The following is a 17,801-nucleotide window of genomic DNA, read 5'->3' on the forward strand; positions in this document are numbered from 1 at the left end:
CCACTTTAATACTGTGAGCATAAAGCATCTCTTAAACAAGATTTAGCGCACATTACAGAAATGTAATGTGCGCGTCACTCGCCCGACAGCAACACTTCGCTAAAGTGACTTTAATCAAATCAGTCGACTATCTGTCAGGTCTCCAAATCGACTTTTCAATTTCTTCAGTTCGGGATACGCGCACATGAATCGTCAACCGCCTGCTGCACCTGCAATTGCTTCTTTACCACGTCGCCGCTTTGTTCAAGGGCTTGCTGGCGGTGGTGTTTTACTGGGTTTATCGCCCCTGCTAAACACAGTTCTAGCACAGCCACGCGCAACACAAACCGGTGCGCCAAAGGTGCTCAGCGGTACTGTGTTCAACTTGGAGATTGGTGAATCACCTGTCAACTTCACCGGCAGCCCACGCATGGCTACAACGGTGAATGGCTCACTGCCTGCCCCTACCTTGCATTGGCGTGAAGGCGATACCATCACCATTCACGTTAAGAATCACTTAAAAGAAGCCACTTCCATCCATTGGCACGGCATTATTTTACCTTTTGAAATGGACGGTGTGCCCGGTATCAGCTTTGCTGGGATAGCCCCCGGAGAAACCTTTACCTACCAATTTAAACTCGAGCAAAACGGCACCTACTGGTATCACTCACACTCAGGTATGCAAGAAGCGACAGGCGTATATGGAGCGATTGTCATTGAACCGGCACAATCTGACCCCGTACGCAGTGATCGCGACCATGTGATTCAACTCTCCGACTGGACCGATGAAGACCCTATGCGGGTACTCGCTAAGCTAAAAATGCAAGGCGACTATTACAATTACAATCAGCCGACAGTCGTTGATTTCCTCCAAGACGTTTCAGCTGACAGCCTGAAAGGCGCACTCGAAAAACGTAAAATGTGGAACGAAATGCGCATGAGTCCGACCGATTTAGCGGACTTATCGGCAAATGTTCTCACCTACTTAATGAACGGCACAACACCGGCCGGTAACTGGACAGGGCTGTTCCGTCCAGGCGAACGTGTCCGCCTACGCTTTATCAATGGTGCCGCAAATACCTTTTACGACGTGCGCATCCCTGGCCTTAAATTAACGGTGGTTCAGGCAGATGGCGTCAATCTAGAGCCAGTTACAGTAGACGAGTTCCGCTTCGGCCCTGGTGAAACCTATGATGTCATCGTCGAGCCCAAGGATGAAGCTTATACCGTCTTTGCCCAAGCGATGGATCGCACCGGCTATGCACGCGGCACACTAGCAACCCGCACCGGGCTTGCAGCTGAGGTTCCTGAGGTTGATGAGCCTGAGTGGCTTGCCATGGCGGATATGATGGGCGCTATGGGTAGCGGCGACATGGCTGGTATGGATCATGGTGCGATGGCCGGTATGGCCGGCGGCAGCATGACAGATATGGACCACAGCGCGATGGCCGGTATGGCAGGGGGCAGCATGGCAGGCATGGACCACAGCGCGATGACCGGTATGGCTGGGGGCGGCATGGCAGGCATGGACCACAGTGCCATGGCGGGTATGGATTTAAATAAAGCCAGCAGCACTGTCAAGCACGCTCAAACAGAATACGGCGCAAGCATTGATATGCGCGTTGACACGCCGCGCACCAACCTCGATGACCCCGGAATCGGATTGCGTAACAACGGCCGCCGGGTACTCACCCTAGCAGACCTGCGCACACTGGGAGGCCCCATGGATCCGCGTGGCGCCGAGCGCGAGATCGAACTCCATCTCACCGGTAATATGGAGCGTTACGCGTGGTCCTTTGACGGCGTGGAGTACGGTAAATCTACACCTATACATTTTCGTTACGGCGAGCGCGTCAGGGTTATTTTGCACAACGACACCATGATGACGCACCCCATGCACTTACACGGTATGTGGAGCGAGCTGGAAGCGCCCGACGGTAGTTTTCAGGTTCGTCGCCATACCATTCCCGTACAACCCGCCCAACGCATTAGCTTTCTGGTAACCGCCGATGCATTGGGACGCTGGGCGTGGCATTGCCACTTGATGCTGCATATGGATGCCGGAATGTTCCGCGAAGTGGTGGTCGCATGACATCAGTCAATCAGAAAAAGGGAATCCTAACTGTGAATACCCCTATAAAGAAAAGAATTCTTGCTATCACTCTAGCATCAATAGGTACTGCACCATTTTTTGCTTATGCCCAAGCAGATCACCAACATAGCGGCCATAACGCCTCACCCGACAACGCATCACTTGCCGATCAAACCGCCGTGCCCGTAATGGATCACAGCACAATGCAGATGCCGGGTATGGATCACGGGGCGATGTCTATGAACTCGCCTCCTGCGCAAACCGATCCAGATAGCGCTTCCCCTGCTCATGATATGGGTGCTATGGACCATGGCTCCATGCAAATGCAGGGTGGGTCAGCGCCAACAGATGCGCGTGATCCCGATGCTTACTCGGGTGGTTACACGCGCAATGCTGGTCAGTATTCCTTAGGGGCTGAACACCGTTTGCGCATGTCTGACGCGCACAATTTCGCCTCTGTGGGTATCGACAAGCTTGAGTATGTTAGAGCCCGTGGCGGTGATGAATGGACCGCCTATGAAGGGCAAGCTTGGTTTGGCGGCACCTACAACCGAGCGGTACTTAAGGCAGAAGGTGAAGTCGCACAGGGTAAGCTGCAGGAGTCTCGAACTGAGCTGCTGTGGGGACATGCTGTTTCGACGTTTTGGGATACTCAACTAGGGGTTCGCTTCGACCACGGGCAAGGTACGCCCAACCGAGAATGGCTCGCGCTTGGCGTGCAAGGTCTGACGCCCTATTGGTTCGAGGTCGATGCTACAGCTTATGCTGGTCCCAGCGGCCGCACGGCGCTGAGACTCAACGCAGAATACGACCTATTACTGACGCAGAAGCTCTACCTGCAGCCTAGCGTCGAGGCCAACTTCTACGGCAAAAACGACAAAGCTCGTGAGATTGGTAGAGGCCTCTCGGATGCTAAGGCGGGCCTGCGACTGAAGTATGAAGTGACGCGCCAGTTTGTTCCTTACATTGGCGTGGAGTGGTCCAGCAAGTTTGGACAGACAGCCGATTATGCACAAGAGGAGGACGAGTCCAAGCACGAGACGCGCTTTGTCGCGGGTATCAGTTTTCGCTTTTAACGTTATTTCCTTGAGCCCGCGCCAGAAACGCGGTACTTAACCACTGATTAATGCAGAGAAAATCATGATCAAAAAAACACTATCAATCCTTGCTTTAAGCACCTTACCAGCCCTTGTGTTTGCCGCTGGTGAACACATGGGAGGGCACAACATGCCTGCGCACGGTATGGAAGGCCATGACATGTCAACGATGTCGCAAGCGACACCGATCTACGGGCAACCAGGCGATTCGAGCAAAGTGAGCCGTACAATCGAAGTGACAATGGATGACAGCATGCGTTTTACGCCGAGTCAAATAGATGTTAAACAAGGGGAAACCGTACGGTTTTTCATTAAAAACTCGGGGAAAATCCCTCACGAAATGGTTATTGGCTCACTTGGCGAGCTAAAAGCCCATGCCGCTGAGATGCTTGCAATGCCAGACATGCAGCACACAGACCCGAGTATGATCACTCTAAATCCAGGGCAGCGCGGTGGATTGGTCTGGCAGTTTGATAAGGCAACTACGGTGGATTTTGCCTGCTTGATTCCTGGGCATACGGAAGCCGGCATGGTAGGCAAGATACAAGTTAAATAACCAGTATTTAGCACAGCGTCTGATCGCCTGGTTATCTCATTAATTATCGCATTTTTGCGGTCCCTAGAGTGGCATCACTGCCTATGCAATGCTGCCACTCTATCGTTAGTACACACCCAATAGAGTCGACCCGAACAAAGCACTAAATAGGCTCTAAAACGGTGTAAATATTTAGTTGATGGCATGCATACACGATTGAAATCTCTATTCCTAATATTAAGTATTCTTGTCGCTAACACCGCTATCGCCTCGGAGCGCGGACAAGTCTCAAACCCCAGGGTACAGCACTCCATTTCGGTCAAGCACTCACATCAATCAGCGCATCGATTCGAGGGCTTAGAAAATATGTTTCTTAAGACGCCATTGAGTGAGCGATCGCAAACTAACTCAGTTTTTGGCTACCGAGTTCACCCTGTATCAGGGCAGTGGAAAGGCCATCAAGGTATTGATTATCCCGCACCAAAAGGCACGCCTATTCGCGCCACGGCCCAAGGCAAGATAACTTTTATTGGCGCGCAAAACGGATACGGAAAAGTTATCTTCATCAGCCACGACAATGATTACTCTACGGTCTATGCACATCAAAGCCGTTTTGAAAATGGATTAAAAAAAGGAACCCGCATAGAGAAAGGACAAATCATTGGTTACGTTGGATCAACTGGAATAGCCACAGGCAATCATTTGCATTATGAGCTACGGGTTAATAATCAGCCTGTAGATCCCATTCAAGAGAAACAACAACTGGCCTCCTATCTCCAAAGATAACTGCACTTGGGACGCTCAATTAGTAAGAGTAATTAAGATGGCTCTAACAGTAAAAAAAACCATAATTATCTGTGTAATTAGTATTTTTATGCTTGCCGCCAGTGTTTTTATGTTCGGATCATCGCTGGGTAACAAGTCAGCTTATATTGACCCGTCCGATAAACAGCTCGTGGCCGACGGCAAACAAATCTATGCTAAAAATTGCGCATCCTGTCACGGTGCAAAGCTAGAGGGCCAGCCTGATTGGCGAACACGTCAAGCTAATGGTCGTTTGCCCGCGCCGCCGCATGATGAAACTGGCCACACTTGGCATCATCCTGATGCACTATTAATTGATATTACAAAAAACGGTCTAGTGCCTGGTGTTACAGCGCCAGAGGGCTATGTGAGTGATATGCCGGCTTACAAGACGTTATTGAACGAGCATAATATCCTAGCGGTGCTCGCATATATAAAGAGCTCTTGGCCACAGCATGCGTTAGCCAGACAGAAGGAAATCTCTCAGCAGCAAAAGTAAGGTGCTTTGCACCATGCTCTTCTATTTGCAGCCAAAGTAGGACTTAAATAACATGACTAAACACGACGCAAATTCTCATAGCCATCACCACAATGAAGATGTTCCTCCTCTTGCAGCAACGACTGAATTAAATGACCTTGTTTGCGGAATGACAGTAACAAAAAGTTCACCGCACCACATCGAATATTCAGGTCATGCTTATTATTTTTGCAGCACTAAATGCCTCAGCAAATTTAATCAACAGCCAGAAAAGTACATTAATCCAAGCAAAAACTCTGAAACGCCAGCGGATACGCCTGTACCTGGTTCGACCTACACATGTCCGATGCACCCCGAAATCCAACAAGACCATCCGGGAAGCTGTCCTAAATGTGGCATGGCACTTGAACCTATGATGCCAAGTTTGGACGATGACGATAATCCTGAATTCAAAGACTTCTCGCGGCGCTTTTGGTCGACACTGCCCTTAACAGTTGTTGTCACAGTACTCGCTATGTTCGGCCACCAGCTTGGGTGGTTCACTATGGCAACGCAAACTTGGATCGAGCTAGTGCTTTCGATACCTGTAGTGCTGTGGGCTGGACAGCCCTTTTTCGTGCGTGGCTGGCAATCAGTTATCAATCGCAGCCCCAACATGTGGACGCTCATTGGACTAGGAACTGGAGCTGCATTTATATACAGCACGGTTGCGACCATTGCCCCAGGAGTATTTCCTGAAACATTTATGTCGATGGGAAGGATCGCCGTCTATTTTGAAGCAGCTGTAGTGATTATTTCTCTGACACTATTTGGTCAAATGCTCGAACTGCGAGCTCGCTCACAGACCTCTGCGGCAATAAAATCGCTGTTAGGTCTTGCTCCGAAGACAGCCCGCCGCATTAACACCGACGGCACTGAAGAGGATGTGCCTCTGACACACGTCCATGAAGGCGATCTCTTACGGGTACGCCCTGGCGAAAAAGTACCTGTCGATGGAATAGTTGAAGAAGGCTCCAGCTCACTGGATGAGTCGATGTTGACCGGTGAACCTCTTCCCGTGAGTAAGCGGCCAGGCGATAAAGTAATTGGTGCAACCATGAATACCTCCGGTGCACTGGTGATACGTGCTGAGAAAGTTGGCTCGGCAACGGTATTGGCGCAAATCGTGCAACTTGTCGCTCAGGCACAGCGTTCACGTGCTCCAATGCAACGCATGGCCGATCTAGTCGCGGGCTATTTTGTTATGTCCGTAGTGTTCATTGCGTTACTGACATTTTTTGTTTGGGGCTTCTGGGGCCCTCAACCAAGCTGGGTGTACGGATTGATTAATGCCGTTGCCGTATTGATCATCGCTTGCCCTTGCGCATTGGGCTTAGCTACGCCGATGTCCATTATGGTGGCAACAGGACGTGGTGCTACCCAGGGTATCTTATTCCGTGACGCCGCAGCGATTGAAAATCTGCGCAAGGTGGACACTTTAATCGTTGATAAAACTGGAACACTGACAGAAGGTCGACCCACCTTTAATAAAGCAGTGCCTGTAGAAGGTACTAGTGCTGAGGAAGTCTTACGTCTTGCCGCAAGTCTTGATCAAGGCAGTGAACACCCTCTGGCCGAAGCCATTGTTAACGCCGCTCGTGAACGCGGTATAACACTAAGCGCTGTTAACGAATTTGAGTCCGGCAGCGGTATAGGTGTACGCGGTATAGTCGATACAACCAAGCTGATCTTAGGCAATACGGCCTTAATGCAGCAGGAAAATATCAGCATCGATGCTCTGTCGGTTACTGCAGATGCTCTACGTATGGAGGGTGCTAGCGTTATGTATTTAGCTAGCGATGACCAGTTACTTGGTTTGCTGGCGGTATCCGATCCAATTAAACAGAGTACTCCGGAAGCAGTCAACGATCTTAAAGCGGCAGGAATTCGCGTCATCATGGCAACTGGCGACGGTATCGCTACCGCTAATGCCGTCGCTAAACAGCTTGGGATTGACGAGGTGCACGGCGATGTTAAGCCCGCTGATAAGCTCGATCTTGTCAGCAAGCTGCAATCTGAAGGCCGAATTGTCGCCATGGCAGGTGATGGTATTAACGATGCCCCTGCACTGGCAAAAGCTGATGTTGGCATTGCAATGGGGACGGGTACGGACGTCGCGATGAACAGTGCGCAGATCACGCTAGTCAAAGGTGATTTACGTGGTATATCCACAGCCCGTCATCTTTCAGACTTGACCGTAGCCAACATGAAACAGAACTTGGGTTTTGCGTTCATTTACAACGCTCTTGGCGTCCCACTGGCTGCAGGGGTTTTGTATCCGTTTATGGGTTTATTACTTTCGCCAATGTTCGCTGCGCTCGCAATGAGTCTAAGCTCTGCTTCAGTAGTATTTAACGCACTAAGATTACGCAAATCAAAATAACATAATGTTATTAAATAGCGAGTTGCAGTCATTACTAATTTGTAAAAACTGCAACCCGTTACTGATCACTACTACTGCCTGTTTATAACTCGAAAATTCTCGTTAAAATCAATATAAATTTACTGTTGTGGCTATACTCTTATGACTGCAATGTAATGTTAGAGTCATGATCGAGACAGTATTCATAACTTATAATTAACTCACAATTACTGGAGGTCGTTATGAATACAAGAAAACTGTTAGTAGCAATTATTTTTCTAAGCTCAACGCAATTGGCTTTTGCAAGCTCATCAATTGATAATCTTACTCAAAAAAATCAACAAAAAAATATTGAAATCACACAAAAGTATGCTGCGAGTAATAATAAAGCAGTACCGGAAATTGTAGATTATAAATATGGAATGCCGATTGATGTAAAAAAACTTATACACGCAACGAAAGAAATTAAAACTTGTGGAAACTACAAGAAAATAATGAGCTTCGAAGATTCTCAAGGTGATTTACACGCCGTTCGCTATACGGTATTGGGTAGTTGTCGCCAAAGTGAAGGTTGATGATATTGCTATCAGAGCAGGATTAAATATCTAATTTTCAATTAATGTTATCCGTTCCGATAAAGCATTAAGTAACTTTCATAATTAATACAAAAATAGGTTGTAATTTTATTACAGCCTATTTTTTACAATTAATTCACATCAGATACGTCAAGTACGTAGCCAACTCCACGCACTGTCTGAATAAGTTTTAGTTCAAAATCACTATCAATTTTACCCCGCAAACGTTTTACAGCAACGTCAATAACATTTGTATCACTATCAAAGTTCATATCCCAAACTTGAGAAGCAATCAGAGAACGAGGCAGGACCTCACCTTTATGCCGGATAAAAAACTCTAGCAAACTAAACTCTTTACTTGTCAGTATGATTTTGACTCCGCTACGCGTGACTCTCCGAGAGACTAAATCTAAGGTCAGGTCTGCGACCTGAAACTGACTTTCTACAATGACAGCAGTGCCACGACGCAATAACGTTCTTACTCGAGCTAAAAGCTCAGCAAATGCGAAAGGTTTGACCAAGTAGTCGTCAGCACCCAGCTCAAGCCCTTTTACTCGGTGTTCAATTGTTCCAAGAGCTGTCAGCAGCAGGATCGGCATACCTTTCCCCGCTGTCCTCAACAATTTTACAACATCCCATCCGTTGATATCCGGAAGCATGATGTCAAGAATCATCAAATCATAATCAGCCGTCATTGCCAGGTGATAGCCCGTCATGCCACTGCCTGCTAGGTCGACAATAAAGCCAGCCTCAGTAAGCCCTTTGCAGAGGTACTCCCCAGTTTTCACCTCATCCTCAACGACTAATATTTTCACGCATCCTCCGACACATTGATGTAGTCATATCATTGTAGTGAGGCCATAGCTGATATCAATGGATTATCACAAGAATGACAACATTGTCATTCTTCCGTCACGCGTTGAACAGACTTATATCGATAAGGTGTGTTTCATAACAGCTAATCAGACATCGCTTTAATTCATTTTGATGTGGCTTTTCTGGACGGAAAATAACATGTTTAAAATTAAGATACTGATACTCAGTTTACTGCTTGCTCTTGCGGGATGCACATCGTTGGCTCCAGATTATCAGCGCCCAAAGTTACCCGTGCCACAACACTTTTCAGTAAATGACACCAAAGACAATAAACAGCCTCCAACAGCAGGATTGCAAAATACCGGTTGGCGAGCATTTTTCTCTGACCCTCAGCTAAAGTCTTTTATCAATGAGTCATTGCAATACAACCGCGATTTACAGCTGGCCACTCTGAAAGTTGCTGAAGCCAGAGCCCAATATAATGTGACGAATGCCAGTCGTTACCCGCAGTTAGATGGTATCTCTGATGTCACATATCGCGGTGGATTAAACAGTGGGTTAGAGACCACTAATCAATACAGTGCTGGGGTAGAGCTAAATTTTGATCTGGACTTATTTGGCCGCTTAAAAAACATGAGTGAAGCTGATCGTCAAAATTACTTCTCTAGTCAACAAGCGCAACGCGCCGTACATATTCTGCTGGTCTCTAATGTTTCTCAAAGTTACTTTAATCAAAAGCGAGCTTATCAACAGTTAATGATTGTTAAAAAAACGCTAAAAAACTATCAGCGCTCTTTTTCTTTGATTGAACAGAAAACTCAAACAGGACGTACTACATTATTAGCTCTAGAGCAGGCTCGAGGTTTAGTTGAGACAACCAAAAGTGAGGTCGCCAAACGAGAATGGGAGTTGGCCCAAGCAAACCATGCCTTACAACTACTCCTTGGGAAATATACGAAGTTGCCGGATAACAGCGTACAACTCTCAAATCATCTCAATACAGTGAAATTGCCCTCTAACTTGTCATCTGAAATCTTATTGCAAAGGCCTGATATTTTAGAGATCGAGCACACCCTTTTGGCCGCGAATGCGAATATTGGCGCAGCAAGAGCGGCATTTTTTCCGTCAATATCATTAACAGGTAATTTGACAAATAGCAGCACTGATCTATCCAGCCTGTTTAATACTTCCAATGGTGTGTGGAGCTTTGTTCCTAAAATAGAAATTCCTATCTTTAACTACGGGAAAAACAAAGCTAATTTATCATTAGCTGAGATACGCCAAAATCAATCTATCGCTATATATGAGAAGCGAATACAAAATGCTTTTAAAGAAATCGCTGACTCATTGTCTTTAAAAAACAGTATTCAAGAACAAATTGAGGCTCAGAAACGTTATTTGAAGTCGTTGCAAATTACTTCTATAAGAGCAAGCGCACTATTTAACAATGGTGCTCTGGGTTATATCGAGGTTCTTGACGCTGAGCGTTCTTTACTCTCAACCCAGCAGTTAATAACTGACCTGCTATATTCACAGCAGGTAAATGAAATTAACTTATTTGCTGCGTTAGGCGGTGGGTTAATTGAATAGAAATAAAAATTAATTAAATATATATAAACTGGAGTCATCATCATGCGCAAACTATTAACTATTACTGCAATTAGCTTTATTTCAATTCTTTCTCTTAATACACAGGCCGTAGAAAAAAATCTAGACAGCACTTTAATAACAGCAGAGACAAAAATTCAAGAAGATTTTATTAGTAGCAAAGGAATTGTTAATGATATTGATTTTGCTAACAAAAAAATAACCATTGCCCATGAAGAAATTCCTTCAGTCAGCTGGCCTGCAATGACTATGCGTTTTACTTTCTCAGCACCAGAAATACTGGATAAAATAAAAATCGGGAATGAGGTGAGCTTTAGTTTCGTTCAGCAAGGAAACACATCATTACTCAAGCAAATAAAAGTGAAGTGATAGTAAATAACGCCCTCATAATCTTGGGTTTAATTTATTTATCACTGTCTACTCTATGGTAATGAAATCAAACATCTTAATTAATTTCTTAATTATTTAGTGGAAATTAAAATGGCCTCTGTAAAACTTAAAAATACTGTAATAATTCTAGTAAGTTTATTGATGGGTGGGCTTATTTCCACTAGCGCTTACCATTATTTATCTTCCCCTAAAAATAATGTAGAAACGGTTGAGCGTAAAATTTTGTTTTGGTATGACCCTATGAAACCCAATACCAAATTTGATAAGCCAGGCAAATCCCCTTTCATGGATATGGATCTTGTCCCTAAATATGCAGACGAAGATGGTGCTACCGCAGAAGCAAAAATGGGTGTGCGAGTTGATCCAACTCAAACTCAAAATCTAGGAGTTCGTACAGAACAATCTCATTATGGCAAGCTGACTTATTCACAGACAATTCCTGCCAATGTAAATTTCAATGAGTATCAATATGCTATCGTGCAGTCACGATCCGATGGTTTTATTGAAAAAGTTTATCCTTTAACCGTTGGCGATAAAATAAAAAAACAATCACCCCTTATTGAGCTAACCATCCCAGAATGGGTCGAGGCTCAAAGTGAATATTTATTATTAGCAAGCACTGAGGCAACTAACGCCCAATTACGAGGTGCGTTAGAACGACTTCGTCTTTCTGGCATGCCGGAAACGGATATCCAGCGTTTAATAAAGTCAAAAAATATACAGACTCATTTCACAATCAAAGCCCCAATTGACGGGGTGATTACAGCATTCGATCTCAGAACCGGAATGAATATTTCCAAAGATAACATCGTCGCCAAAATCCAAGGAATCGATCCTATCTGGCTAAGTGCTGCAGTTCCTGAGTCAATGGCTTACCTGATCAATGATCCCTCTCAGCTCACTATTTCTGTTCCCGCTTATCCTGGCCGTGACTTTAAAATTCAGAAATGGAACATTTTACCCAGCGTGGATGCGTCAACGCGGACATTACAGCTTCGTTTGCAGGTTGAAAATCAAGACGAATTTTTAAAACCGGGTATGTATGCCAACCTCACACTCAATACAGAAAGTGAAGAGATGCTCTTGATCCCGTCTCAGGCAATCATTGATACAGGGACGGAGCAAAGAGTCATCACTTTAAATAGTGAAGGACGCTTTATACCTAAAACCATCAAGGTTTTTCATGAATCACAACAAAAAACTGGGATTGTCTCAGGTCTGTCTGATGGCGAATCTGTTGTTGTTAATGGATTGTTCCTAATCGACTCCGAAGCGAATATCTCTGGCGCATTAGAAAGAATGCGGGAGTACGAAGCACCGTCGCTCACCGTTCCTGGCATGACTGATCATTCAGCACATTCAAGCTCAGACCATTAAGGAGAATAAGATGATTGAGTGGATTATCAGAGGATCTGTCGCTAATCGCTTCTTGGTGATAATGGGCGCTTTATTCCTTAGTATCTGGGGCGCTTGGACGATTATTCACACGCCAGTGGATGCTCTCCCAGATCTATCAGACGTGCAGGTTATAATTAAAACCAGCTACCCTGGTCAAGCACCTCAAATCGTAGAGAACCAGGTAACCTACCCTTTAACCACCACTATGCTGTCAGTACCAGGAGCAAAAATTGTTCGTGGATTTTCCTCATTTGGAAACTCCTATGTCTATGTCATTTTCGAAGATGGCACTGACTTATACTGGGCAAGATCACGAGTGCTTGAATACCTTAACCAGATTCAAGGAAAGCTGCCTACGGGTGTTACCTCAGAATTAGGTCCCGATGCGACAGGAGTTGGCTGGATATTTGAGTATGCGCTGGTTGATCGAAGCGGAAAACATGACCTGGCTGAATTACGCTCTCTACAAGACTGGTTTTTAAAGTTTGAGCTCAAAACCATTCCTAACGTTGCTGAAGTTGCTTCGGTGGGTGGGGTTATTAAACAATATCAGATTGTTGTTAATCCACTTAAGCTAACTCAGTATGGCATTGGTCTTGCTGATGTTAAACGGGCGATTAACGCATCCAATCAGGAAACGGGTGGCTCCGCCATTGAGATGGCCGAAGCAGAGTATATGGTTCGTGCCAGCGGGTACCTCCAAACGCTCGAAGACTTCAACCATATTGTCCTAAAAACCAATGAACACGGTGTGCCTGTATATTTACGTGATATCGCACGAGTGCAAATCGGGCCTGAAATGCGGCGCGGGGTATCAGAGCTTAACGGAGAAGGAGAAGTTGCTGGCGGCGTGATTATCCTTCGTTCAGGTAAAAACGCAAGAGAGGTTATTTCGGCTGTTAAAGCCAAGCTAGATACGCTTAAAGCCAGTCTTCCTGAAGGTGTTGAAGTTGTCACAACGTATGATCGAAGCCAGCTTATTGACCGCGCTATCGACAACTTGAGCTTTAAGCTTCTAGAAGAATTTATCGTTGTTGCCGTCGTGTGCGCTCTTTTTCTATGGCATGTCCGCTCTGCGTTAGTTGCAATTATTTCCCTGCCTATGGGGCTATTTATTGCTTTCATTGTCATGGATTACCAAGGGCTGAATGCAAATATTATGTCTCTAGGGGGGATCGCTATTGCCGTTGGTGCAATGGTGGATGCAGCTATTGTAATGATAGAAAATGCACATAAAAAAATCGAAGAATGGCAGCATCAGTATCCTGGAAAGCCACTGGATAACTCAACTCGTTGGGACGTCATTACCGATGCGTCTGTCGAAGTCGGTCCTGCCCTGTTTATTAGTCTACTGATTATTACGCTTTCATTTATTCCGATCTTTACTCTAGAAGGACAAGAGGGGCGACTATTTGGTCCGCTGGCTTTCACGAAGACTTACGCGATGGCGGGCGCTGCAGGATTAGCTATCATTGTTATTCCAATTCTGATGGGGTACTTGATACGAGGCAAAATCCCTTCTGAAGCAAGTAATCCAATAAACCGCTTTTTGATCAAAATCTATCACCCTCTACTGATCAAAGTTCTACATTGGCCTAAAATGACATTATTGGTTGCTTTGCTTTCTCTATTTACCGTTATCTGGCCACTCAGCAAGATAGGCGGTGAGTTCTTACCAGAAATCAATGAAGGTGATCTGCTGTACATGCCATCCACATTGCCAGGGGTATCAGCAGCGCAGGCCGCAGTATTATTGCAGACGACTGATAAATTGATCAAAACCATTCCCGAAGTGGCAACGGTATTTGGTAAAGCAGGCAGAGCAGAAACGGCTACAGACTCAGCACCAATGGAGATGATTGAAACCACGATTCAACTGAAACCCCAGGATCAGTGGCGTCCAAGAATGACAATGGACAAAATTATCGATGAACTTGATGAAACTGTACGTTTACCTGGACTGGCAAACCTATGGATTCCTCCAATTCGTAACCGTATTGACATGCTATCCACCGGCGTAAAAAGCCCGATTGGTATTAAAGTATCAGGGACAATACTGGCTGATATTGATGCGGCAGCTCAAGAGATTGAAGTGGCAGCCAAGGAGGTGCCAGGAGTGGTTTCAGCGTTAGCAGAAAGACTCGTCGGAGGTCGTTATATTGATATCGATATTAAACGCGAACAGGCTGCTCGCTATGGGATGACAATTGAGGACATTCAACTGTTCGTCTCATCGGCTATTGGTGGAGCAATGGTCGGAGAAACCGTTGAAGGGATTGCCCGCTATCCTATCAACATCCGATACCCACAGAGCTACCGTGAAAGTCCTGAAACGTTGCGTCAGCTGCCTATTTTAACACCACAAAAACAGCAAATCACGCTTGGAGATGTTGCCGATATCAAGATCGTGTCTGGTCCTCCAATGTTAAAAACAGAAAATGCACGCTTAACCAGCTGGGTATTTATTGATACTCGCGATCGCGACATGGTGTCAGTCGTAAACGATTTAAAAGCCATCATAGATCAAAAGGTACAGTTAAAATCAGGCACGAGTATTTCGTTCACGGGACAGTTTGAGCTGTTAGAGCGTGCGAATCAGAAGTTAAAGTTAATGGTGCCTACGACATTAATGATTATCTTTATTTTGCTCTATTTGGCATTTCGCCGAGTAAGTGAAGCGCTATTGATTATTTCCAGTATCCCATTTGCCTTGATTGGTGGCATCTGGTTTCTTTACTGGCAAGGGTTTAACCTATCTGTCGCGACAGGGACAGGGTTTATTGCCTTAGCCGGATTGGCAGCAGAGTTTGGTGTAGTCATGCTGATGTACTTGCGCCAAGCCATTGAAAAAGATGCGAACTTATTGCATTCAAACACATTTACTGAAAAGAGATTGGATGATGCCCTTTATCATGGAGCAGTGTTACGCGTGCGCCCAAAAGCGATGACGGTAGCGGTAATTATTGCTGGACTGTTGCCTATTTTATGGGGAACAGGAGCTGGCTCTGAGGTGATGAGCCGTATTGCAGCACCAATGATCGGAGGTATGATAACTGCTCCATTACTTTCTATGTTTGTTATCCCTGCAGCCTATAAACTGATCTGGCTGCGTAAACACAAAACATGTAAACAATGAAGATTGTGAGATCTTAAATTTAAAGTATTGAATACTGAAATCTTAACAGCTAGCCCTTTTGGTTCATTACAACCAAAGGGGCTTTTTTTCCGATGTGCCAGATGATCAGTACCTTTTTCTCGCTGATACGACTGAGATTCAGCGAGCTTTTTTTCTTATTGCGAGTCAGATTGCGGCTGTCACCAGGAGGAAAACTCTGACTTAACCAATTATACTATTTTTAAACTTAAGCATTTGAGTGGGTGCAAATTGATCTTGGTAAAAATTTTGAAACTTGTCTGAATAAACAATTACTTGACCAGAATCAGGACCGAATCTACAGTCCATCTTATTGAGTAAACCTGAGATCTGCAGGTTGATTTATCTTAACTGCGGACTCCAAATGCAAGACGTGATCTAGGAAAGCGACCAAATGAACAGTGCTCTCACAGACCAGCTCAACCAACAGTGCTACTGCATCACTCTTGACCGAAAAGTTCTCGACGAGAGCCTCCGAAATCAATTTGTAGATACTGGAAACGATCTGTCAGCGATTCCCGAACTCCAGCATTTTTTTTCAAACACACCGATTTTCGTCCCCCGTACCGATATCGAGTCGATGGAGCGCATCGTTCAGACGATCGAGTCGGTTGTCAAACTTTCGTCCTACCAAGAACAGGTTCTATCTTGGGCAGCGGAGATTGCACACTTCAATCCCGGCCCTGTAGGGGTTTTCATGGGGTATGACTTTCACTTGGGTCCAGACGGCCCTCAGCTTATTGAGATCAATACCAATGCCGGCGGCGCGTTTCTGAATACGTTGCTGGCTCGTGCGCAACATAAGTGCTGTGACCCATCTCAACAAACTGCAGAATCCAAGCAGGCGCTGGATGGATTTGAGGACGCGGTATTTGCTATGTTCGAACAGGAGTGGCAAAGACAACGTGCTAACTCAATGCCCCGCCGCTTGGCCATCGTGGATGACTCACCGCAAACCCAATTTATGTTGCCCGAATTTCAGCTGGCTCAACAGCTGCTCCAGGCCAGAGGCATTGATACCCTGATACTCGATCCATCGGAGCTTGAATATGTCGATGGTGCTCTAACCACACAAGGTAAGCCCATCGATATGGTGTACAACCGGCTGGTCGACTTCGCACTGGACGCCCCCACTCACGAGGCGTTAAGGCGGGCATATCTCGACGGTGCGGTGGTGGTAACACCCAACCCACGTGTGCATGCACTTATGGCCAATAAACGAAACCTGACGTTGCTGTCCGACCCTGAGACTTTGCGCGACTGGGGACTCAGTGAGGATGAAGTAAAACACCTCGAGTGCGCCGTACCCAAAACCCGTTTGGTTTCAGCAGACGACTCGACAGAACTGTGGAGTGCTCGGAATGAACTGTTCTTTAAGCCGGTTGCTGGCCATGGCAGCAAAGGCGTTTACCGCGGCAGCAAACTAACTCGACGCGTTTTCGAAAACATTCTGAAAGGCGGTTATATCGCACAGAAGTTCGCTCCTGCGGGGGAACGAACCATGCGAGTTGACGGCATCGTAACCACAAGGAAGGTCGATATTCGCCTTTACACCTACGCTGGGAACTGTTTGCTCGCCGCTGCACGTGTATACCAAGGTCAAGCCACCAATTTCCACACGCCTGGCGGTGGCTTCGCACCCGTATTTCAGGTGTGATTGTTTACCTCTCATCCTGCACTGACGAGCACGGTTCTTAGAGATCGTCCATCCGGCTAATCTGATGAACTAAGCGTTTAAATTCATTTTGTTCCATGGTTAATAGATCTTCCATCAACTCATTAATTTTAGGAATATTAATTTTCCCAAGCAGTGTTTGATAGAGTTTAATAATTTGATCATGATAGTCGTATACCTCGCTGCGGATACCGTTGAAATCAAGTGATGCATAGTGCTCATCACAGGGGCGGTGAAATTTCATCGATTCGTGCGGCAGGTAATCATATACCCGTGTTTCCAAAATATTAGTGCCTGCTTGGCGCACAAACTCATTGACCATATGTTCAATATCAGTCTCGTGGCGTGCCAAGTAACCCAGAAGCATCCGAGCTCGCTCATCCTTATTTAATGTCGTGCAATGGGAAAGACAGCGTGCCAATTGCCCATGCAGATCAGCTGTCCACTCTATGAGTTCTCTAAACGTTTTAATTTCCATGTGGCTTTACCTTTAATCTGTGTTTGGTTTCTGCGTGACTGGCTGTGTAATCCCCCCTCAAAACCACAGAGGCTATTTGTAGAAAATTCCATTAATATAAACTCAAGGAGTTTTCTATGCGCAAATCAAAATTCACTGAGAGCCAGATTATGGCAATTCTCAAACAAAATGAGGCTGGAGTTCCAGTCCCTGAACTATGCCGTGAGCATGGTATTAGCTCAGCTTCGTTCTACAAGTGGCGCTCAAAATATGGCGGCATGGACACTTCGCTCATGAAGCGCATGAAAGAGCTTGAAGAAGAGAACCGTCGGCTCAAAAAAA

General features: G+C 45.8%; 15 protein-coding genes. 13 read left to right on the forward strand and 2 right to left on the reverse strand.

What is annotated here, in order from left to right; genetic code table 11:
* The first annotated feature begins 184 nt into the window (after positions 1-184).
* From H591_RS0105305 to H591_RS0105335, 7 genes are all read left to right on the forward strand, one after another.
* A complete protein-coding gene (locus tag H591_RS0105305) occupies positions 185-2,071 on the forward strand; it encodes a copper resistance system multicopper oxidase (RefSeq protein ID WP_022965914.1) in 1,887 nt (628 codons plus the stop codon).
* Positions 2,072-2,103: 32 nt separating this feature from the next.
* Complete coding sequence (locus H591_RS0105310) at positions 2,104-3,147, forward strand: copper resistance protein B (RefSeq protein WP_028244199.1); 1,044 nt, start codon at positions 2,104-2,106, stop codon at positions 3,145-3,147.
* Between the two features lie 64 nt (positions 3,148-3,211).
* Complete coding sequence (locus H591_RS0105315; RefSeq protein ID WP_022965916.1) at positions 3,212-3,724, forward strand: cupredoxin domain-containing protein; 513 nt, start codon at positions 3,212-3,214, stop codon at positions 3,722-3,724.
* Positions 3,725-4,069: 345 nt separating this feature from the next.
* Entirely contained in the window at positions 4,070-4,489 is a 420-nt protein-coding gene (locus H591_RS14910; protein WP_211219954.1) for a M23 family metallopeptidase, read from the forward strand.
* A 37-nt stretch (positions 4,490-4,526) separates the two neighbouring features.
* Entirely contained in the window at positions 4,527-5,006 is a 480-nt protein-coding gene (locus H591_RS0105325; RefSeq protein WP_022965918.1) for a c-type cytochrome, read from the forward strand.
* 52 nt (positions 5,007-5,058) lie between these two features.
* Positions 5,059-7,407: a heavy metal translocating P-type ATPase gene (locus tag H591_RS0105330; RefSeq protein ID WP_084702575.1), complete on the forward strand. Its 2,349-nt coding sequence runs from the start codon at positions 5,059-5,061 to the stop codon at positions 7,405-7,407.
* 221 nt (positions 7,408-7,628) lie between these two features.
* Positions 7,629-7,961: a DUF2790 domain-containing protein gene (locus H591_RS0105335; RefSeq protein WP_022965920.1), complete on the forward strand. Its 333-nt coding sequence runs from the start codon at positions 7,629-7,631 to the stop codon at positions 7,959-7,961.
* A gap of 131 nt (positions 7,962-8,092) precedes the next feature.
* On the opposite strand, the gene H591_RS0105340 is transcribed toward H591_RS0105335, so the two are convergent.
* On the reverse strand, positions 8,093-8,776 hold the full coding sequence (locus H591_RS0105340; protein ID WP_022965921.1) for a copper/silver response regulator transcription factor: 684 nt from the start codon (positions 8,774-8,776) through the stop codon (positions 8,093-8,095).
* A gap of 199 nt (positions 8,777-8,975) precedes the next feature.
* Here H591_RS0105340 and H591_RS0105345 point away from each other — a divergent pair, with 199 nt between their 5' ends.
* From H591_RS0105345 to H591_RS0105365, 5 genes are all read left to right on the forward strand, one after another.
* Positions 8,976-10,367, forward strand: coding sequence for a Cu(I)/Ag(I) efflux RND transporter outer membrane protein (locus H591_RS0105345; RefSeq protein ID WP_022965922.1), 1,392 nt, complete (start codon positions 8,976-8,978; stop codon positions 10,365-10,367).
* 42 nt (positions 10,368-10,409) lie between these two features.
* Complete coding sequence (locus tag H591_RS16260; RefSeq protein ID WP_022965923.1) at positions 10,410-10,754, forward strand: copper-binding protein; 345 nt, start codon at positions 10,410-10,412, stop codon at positions 10,752-10,754.
* Between the two features lie 111 nt (positions 10,755-10,865).
* Entirely contained in the window at positions 10,866-12,152 is a 1,287-nt protein-coding gene (locus H591_RS0105355) for an efflux RND transporter periplasmic adaptor subunit (protein ID WP_022965924.1), read from the forward strand.
* A gap of 10 nt (positions 12,153-12,162) precedes the next feature.
* Complete coding sequence (locus H591_RS0105360) at positions 12,163-15,309, forward strand: CusA/CzcA family heavy metal efflux RND transporter (protein WP_022965925.1); 3,147 nt, start codon at positions 12,163-12,165, stop codon at positions 15,307-15,309.
* Positions 15,310-15,721: 412 nt separating this feature from the next.
* On the forward strand, positions 15,722-16,984 hold the full coding sequence (locus tag H591_RS0105365) for an ATP-grasp domain-containing protein (protein ID WP_022965926.1): 1,263 nt from the start codon (positions 15,722-15,724) through the stop codon (positions 16,982-16,984).
* Between the two features lie 37 nt (positions 16,985-17,021).
* Here the strand turns inward: H591_RS0105365 and H591_RS0105370 are convergent, their stop codons facing one another.
* A complete protein-coding gene (locus H591_RS0105370) occupies positions 17,022-17,480 on the reverse strand; it encodes a hypothetical protein (RefSeq protein WP_022965927.1) in 459 nt (152 codons plus the stop codon).
* 116 nt (positions 17,481-17,596) lie between these two features.
* On the opposite strand from H591_RS0105370, the gene H591_RS0105375 reads away from it, so the two are divergent.
* On the forward strand, positions 17,597-17,801 hold a 205-nt coding region (locus tag H591_RS0105375), incomplete at its 3' end, for a transposase (protein ID WP_022965928.1).

Source organism: Denitrificimonas caeni DSM 24390 (assembly GCF_000421765.1).
GTDB lineage: Bacteria > Pseudomonadota > Gammaproteobacteria > Pseudomonadales > Pseudomonadaceae > Denitrificimonas > Denitrificimonas caeni.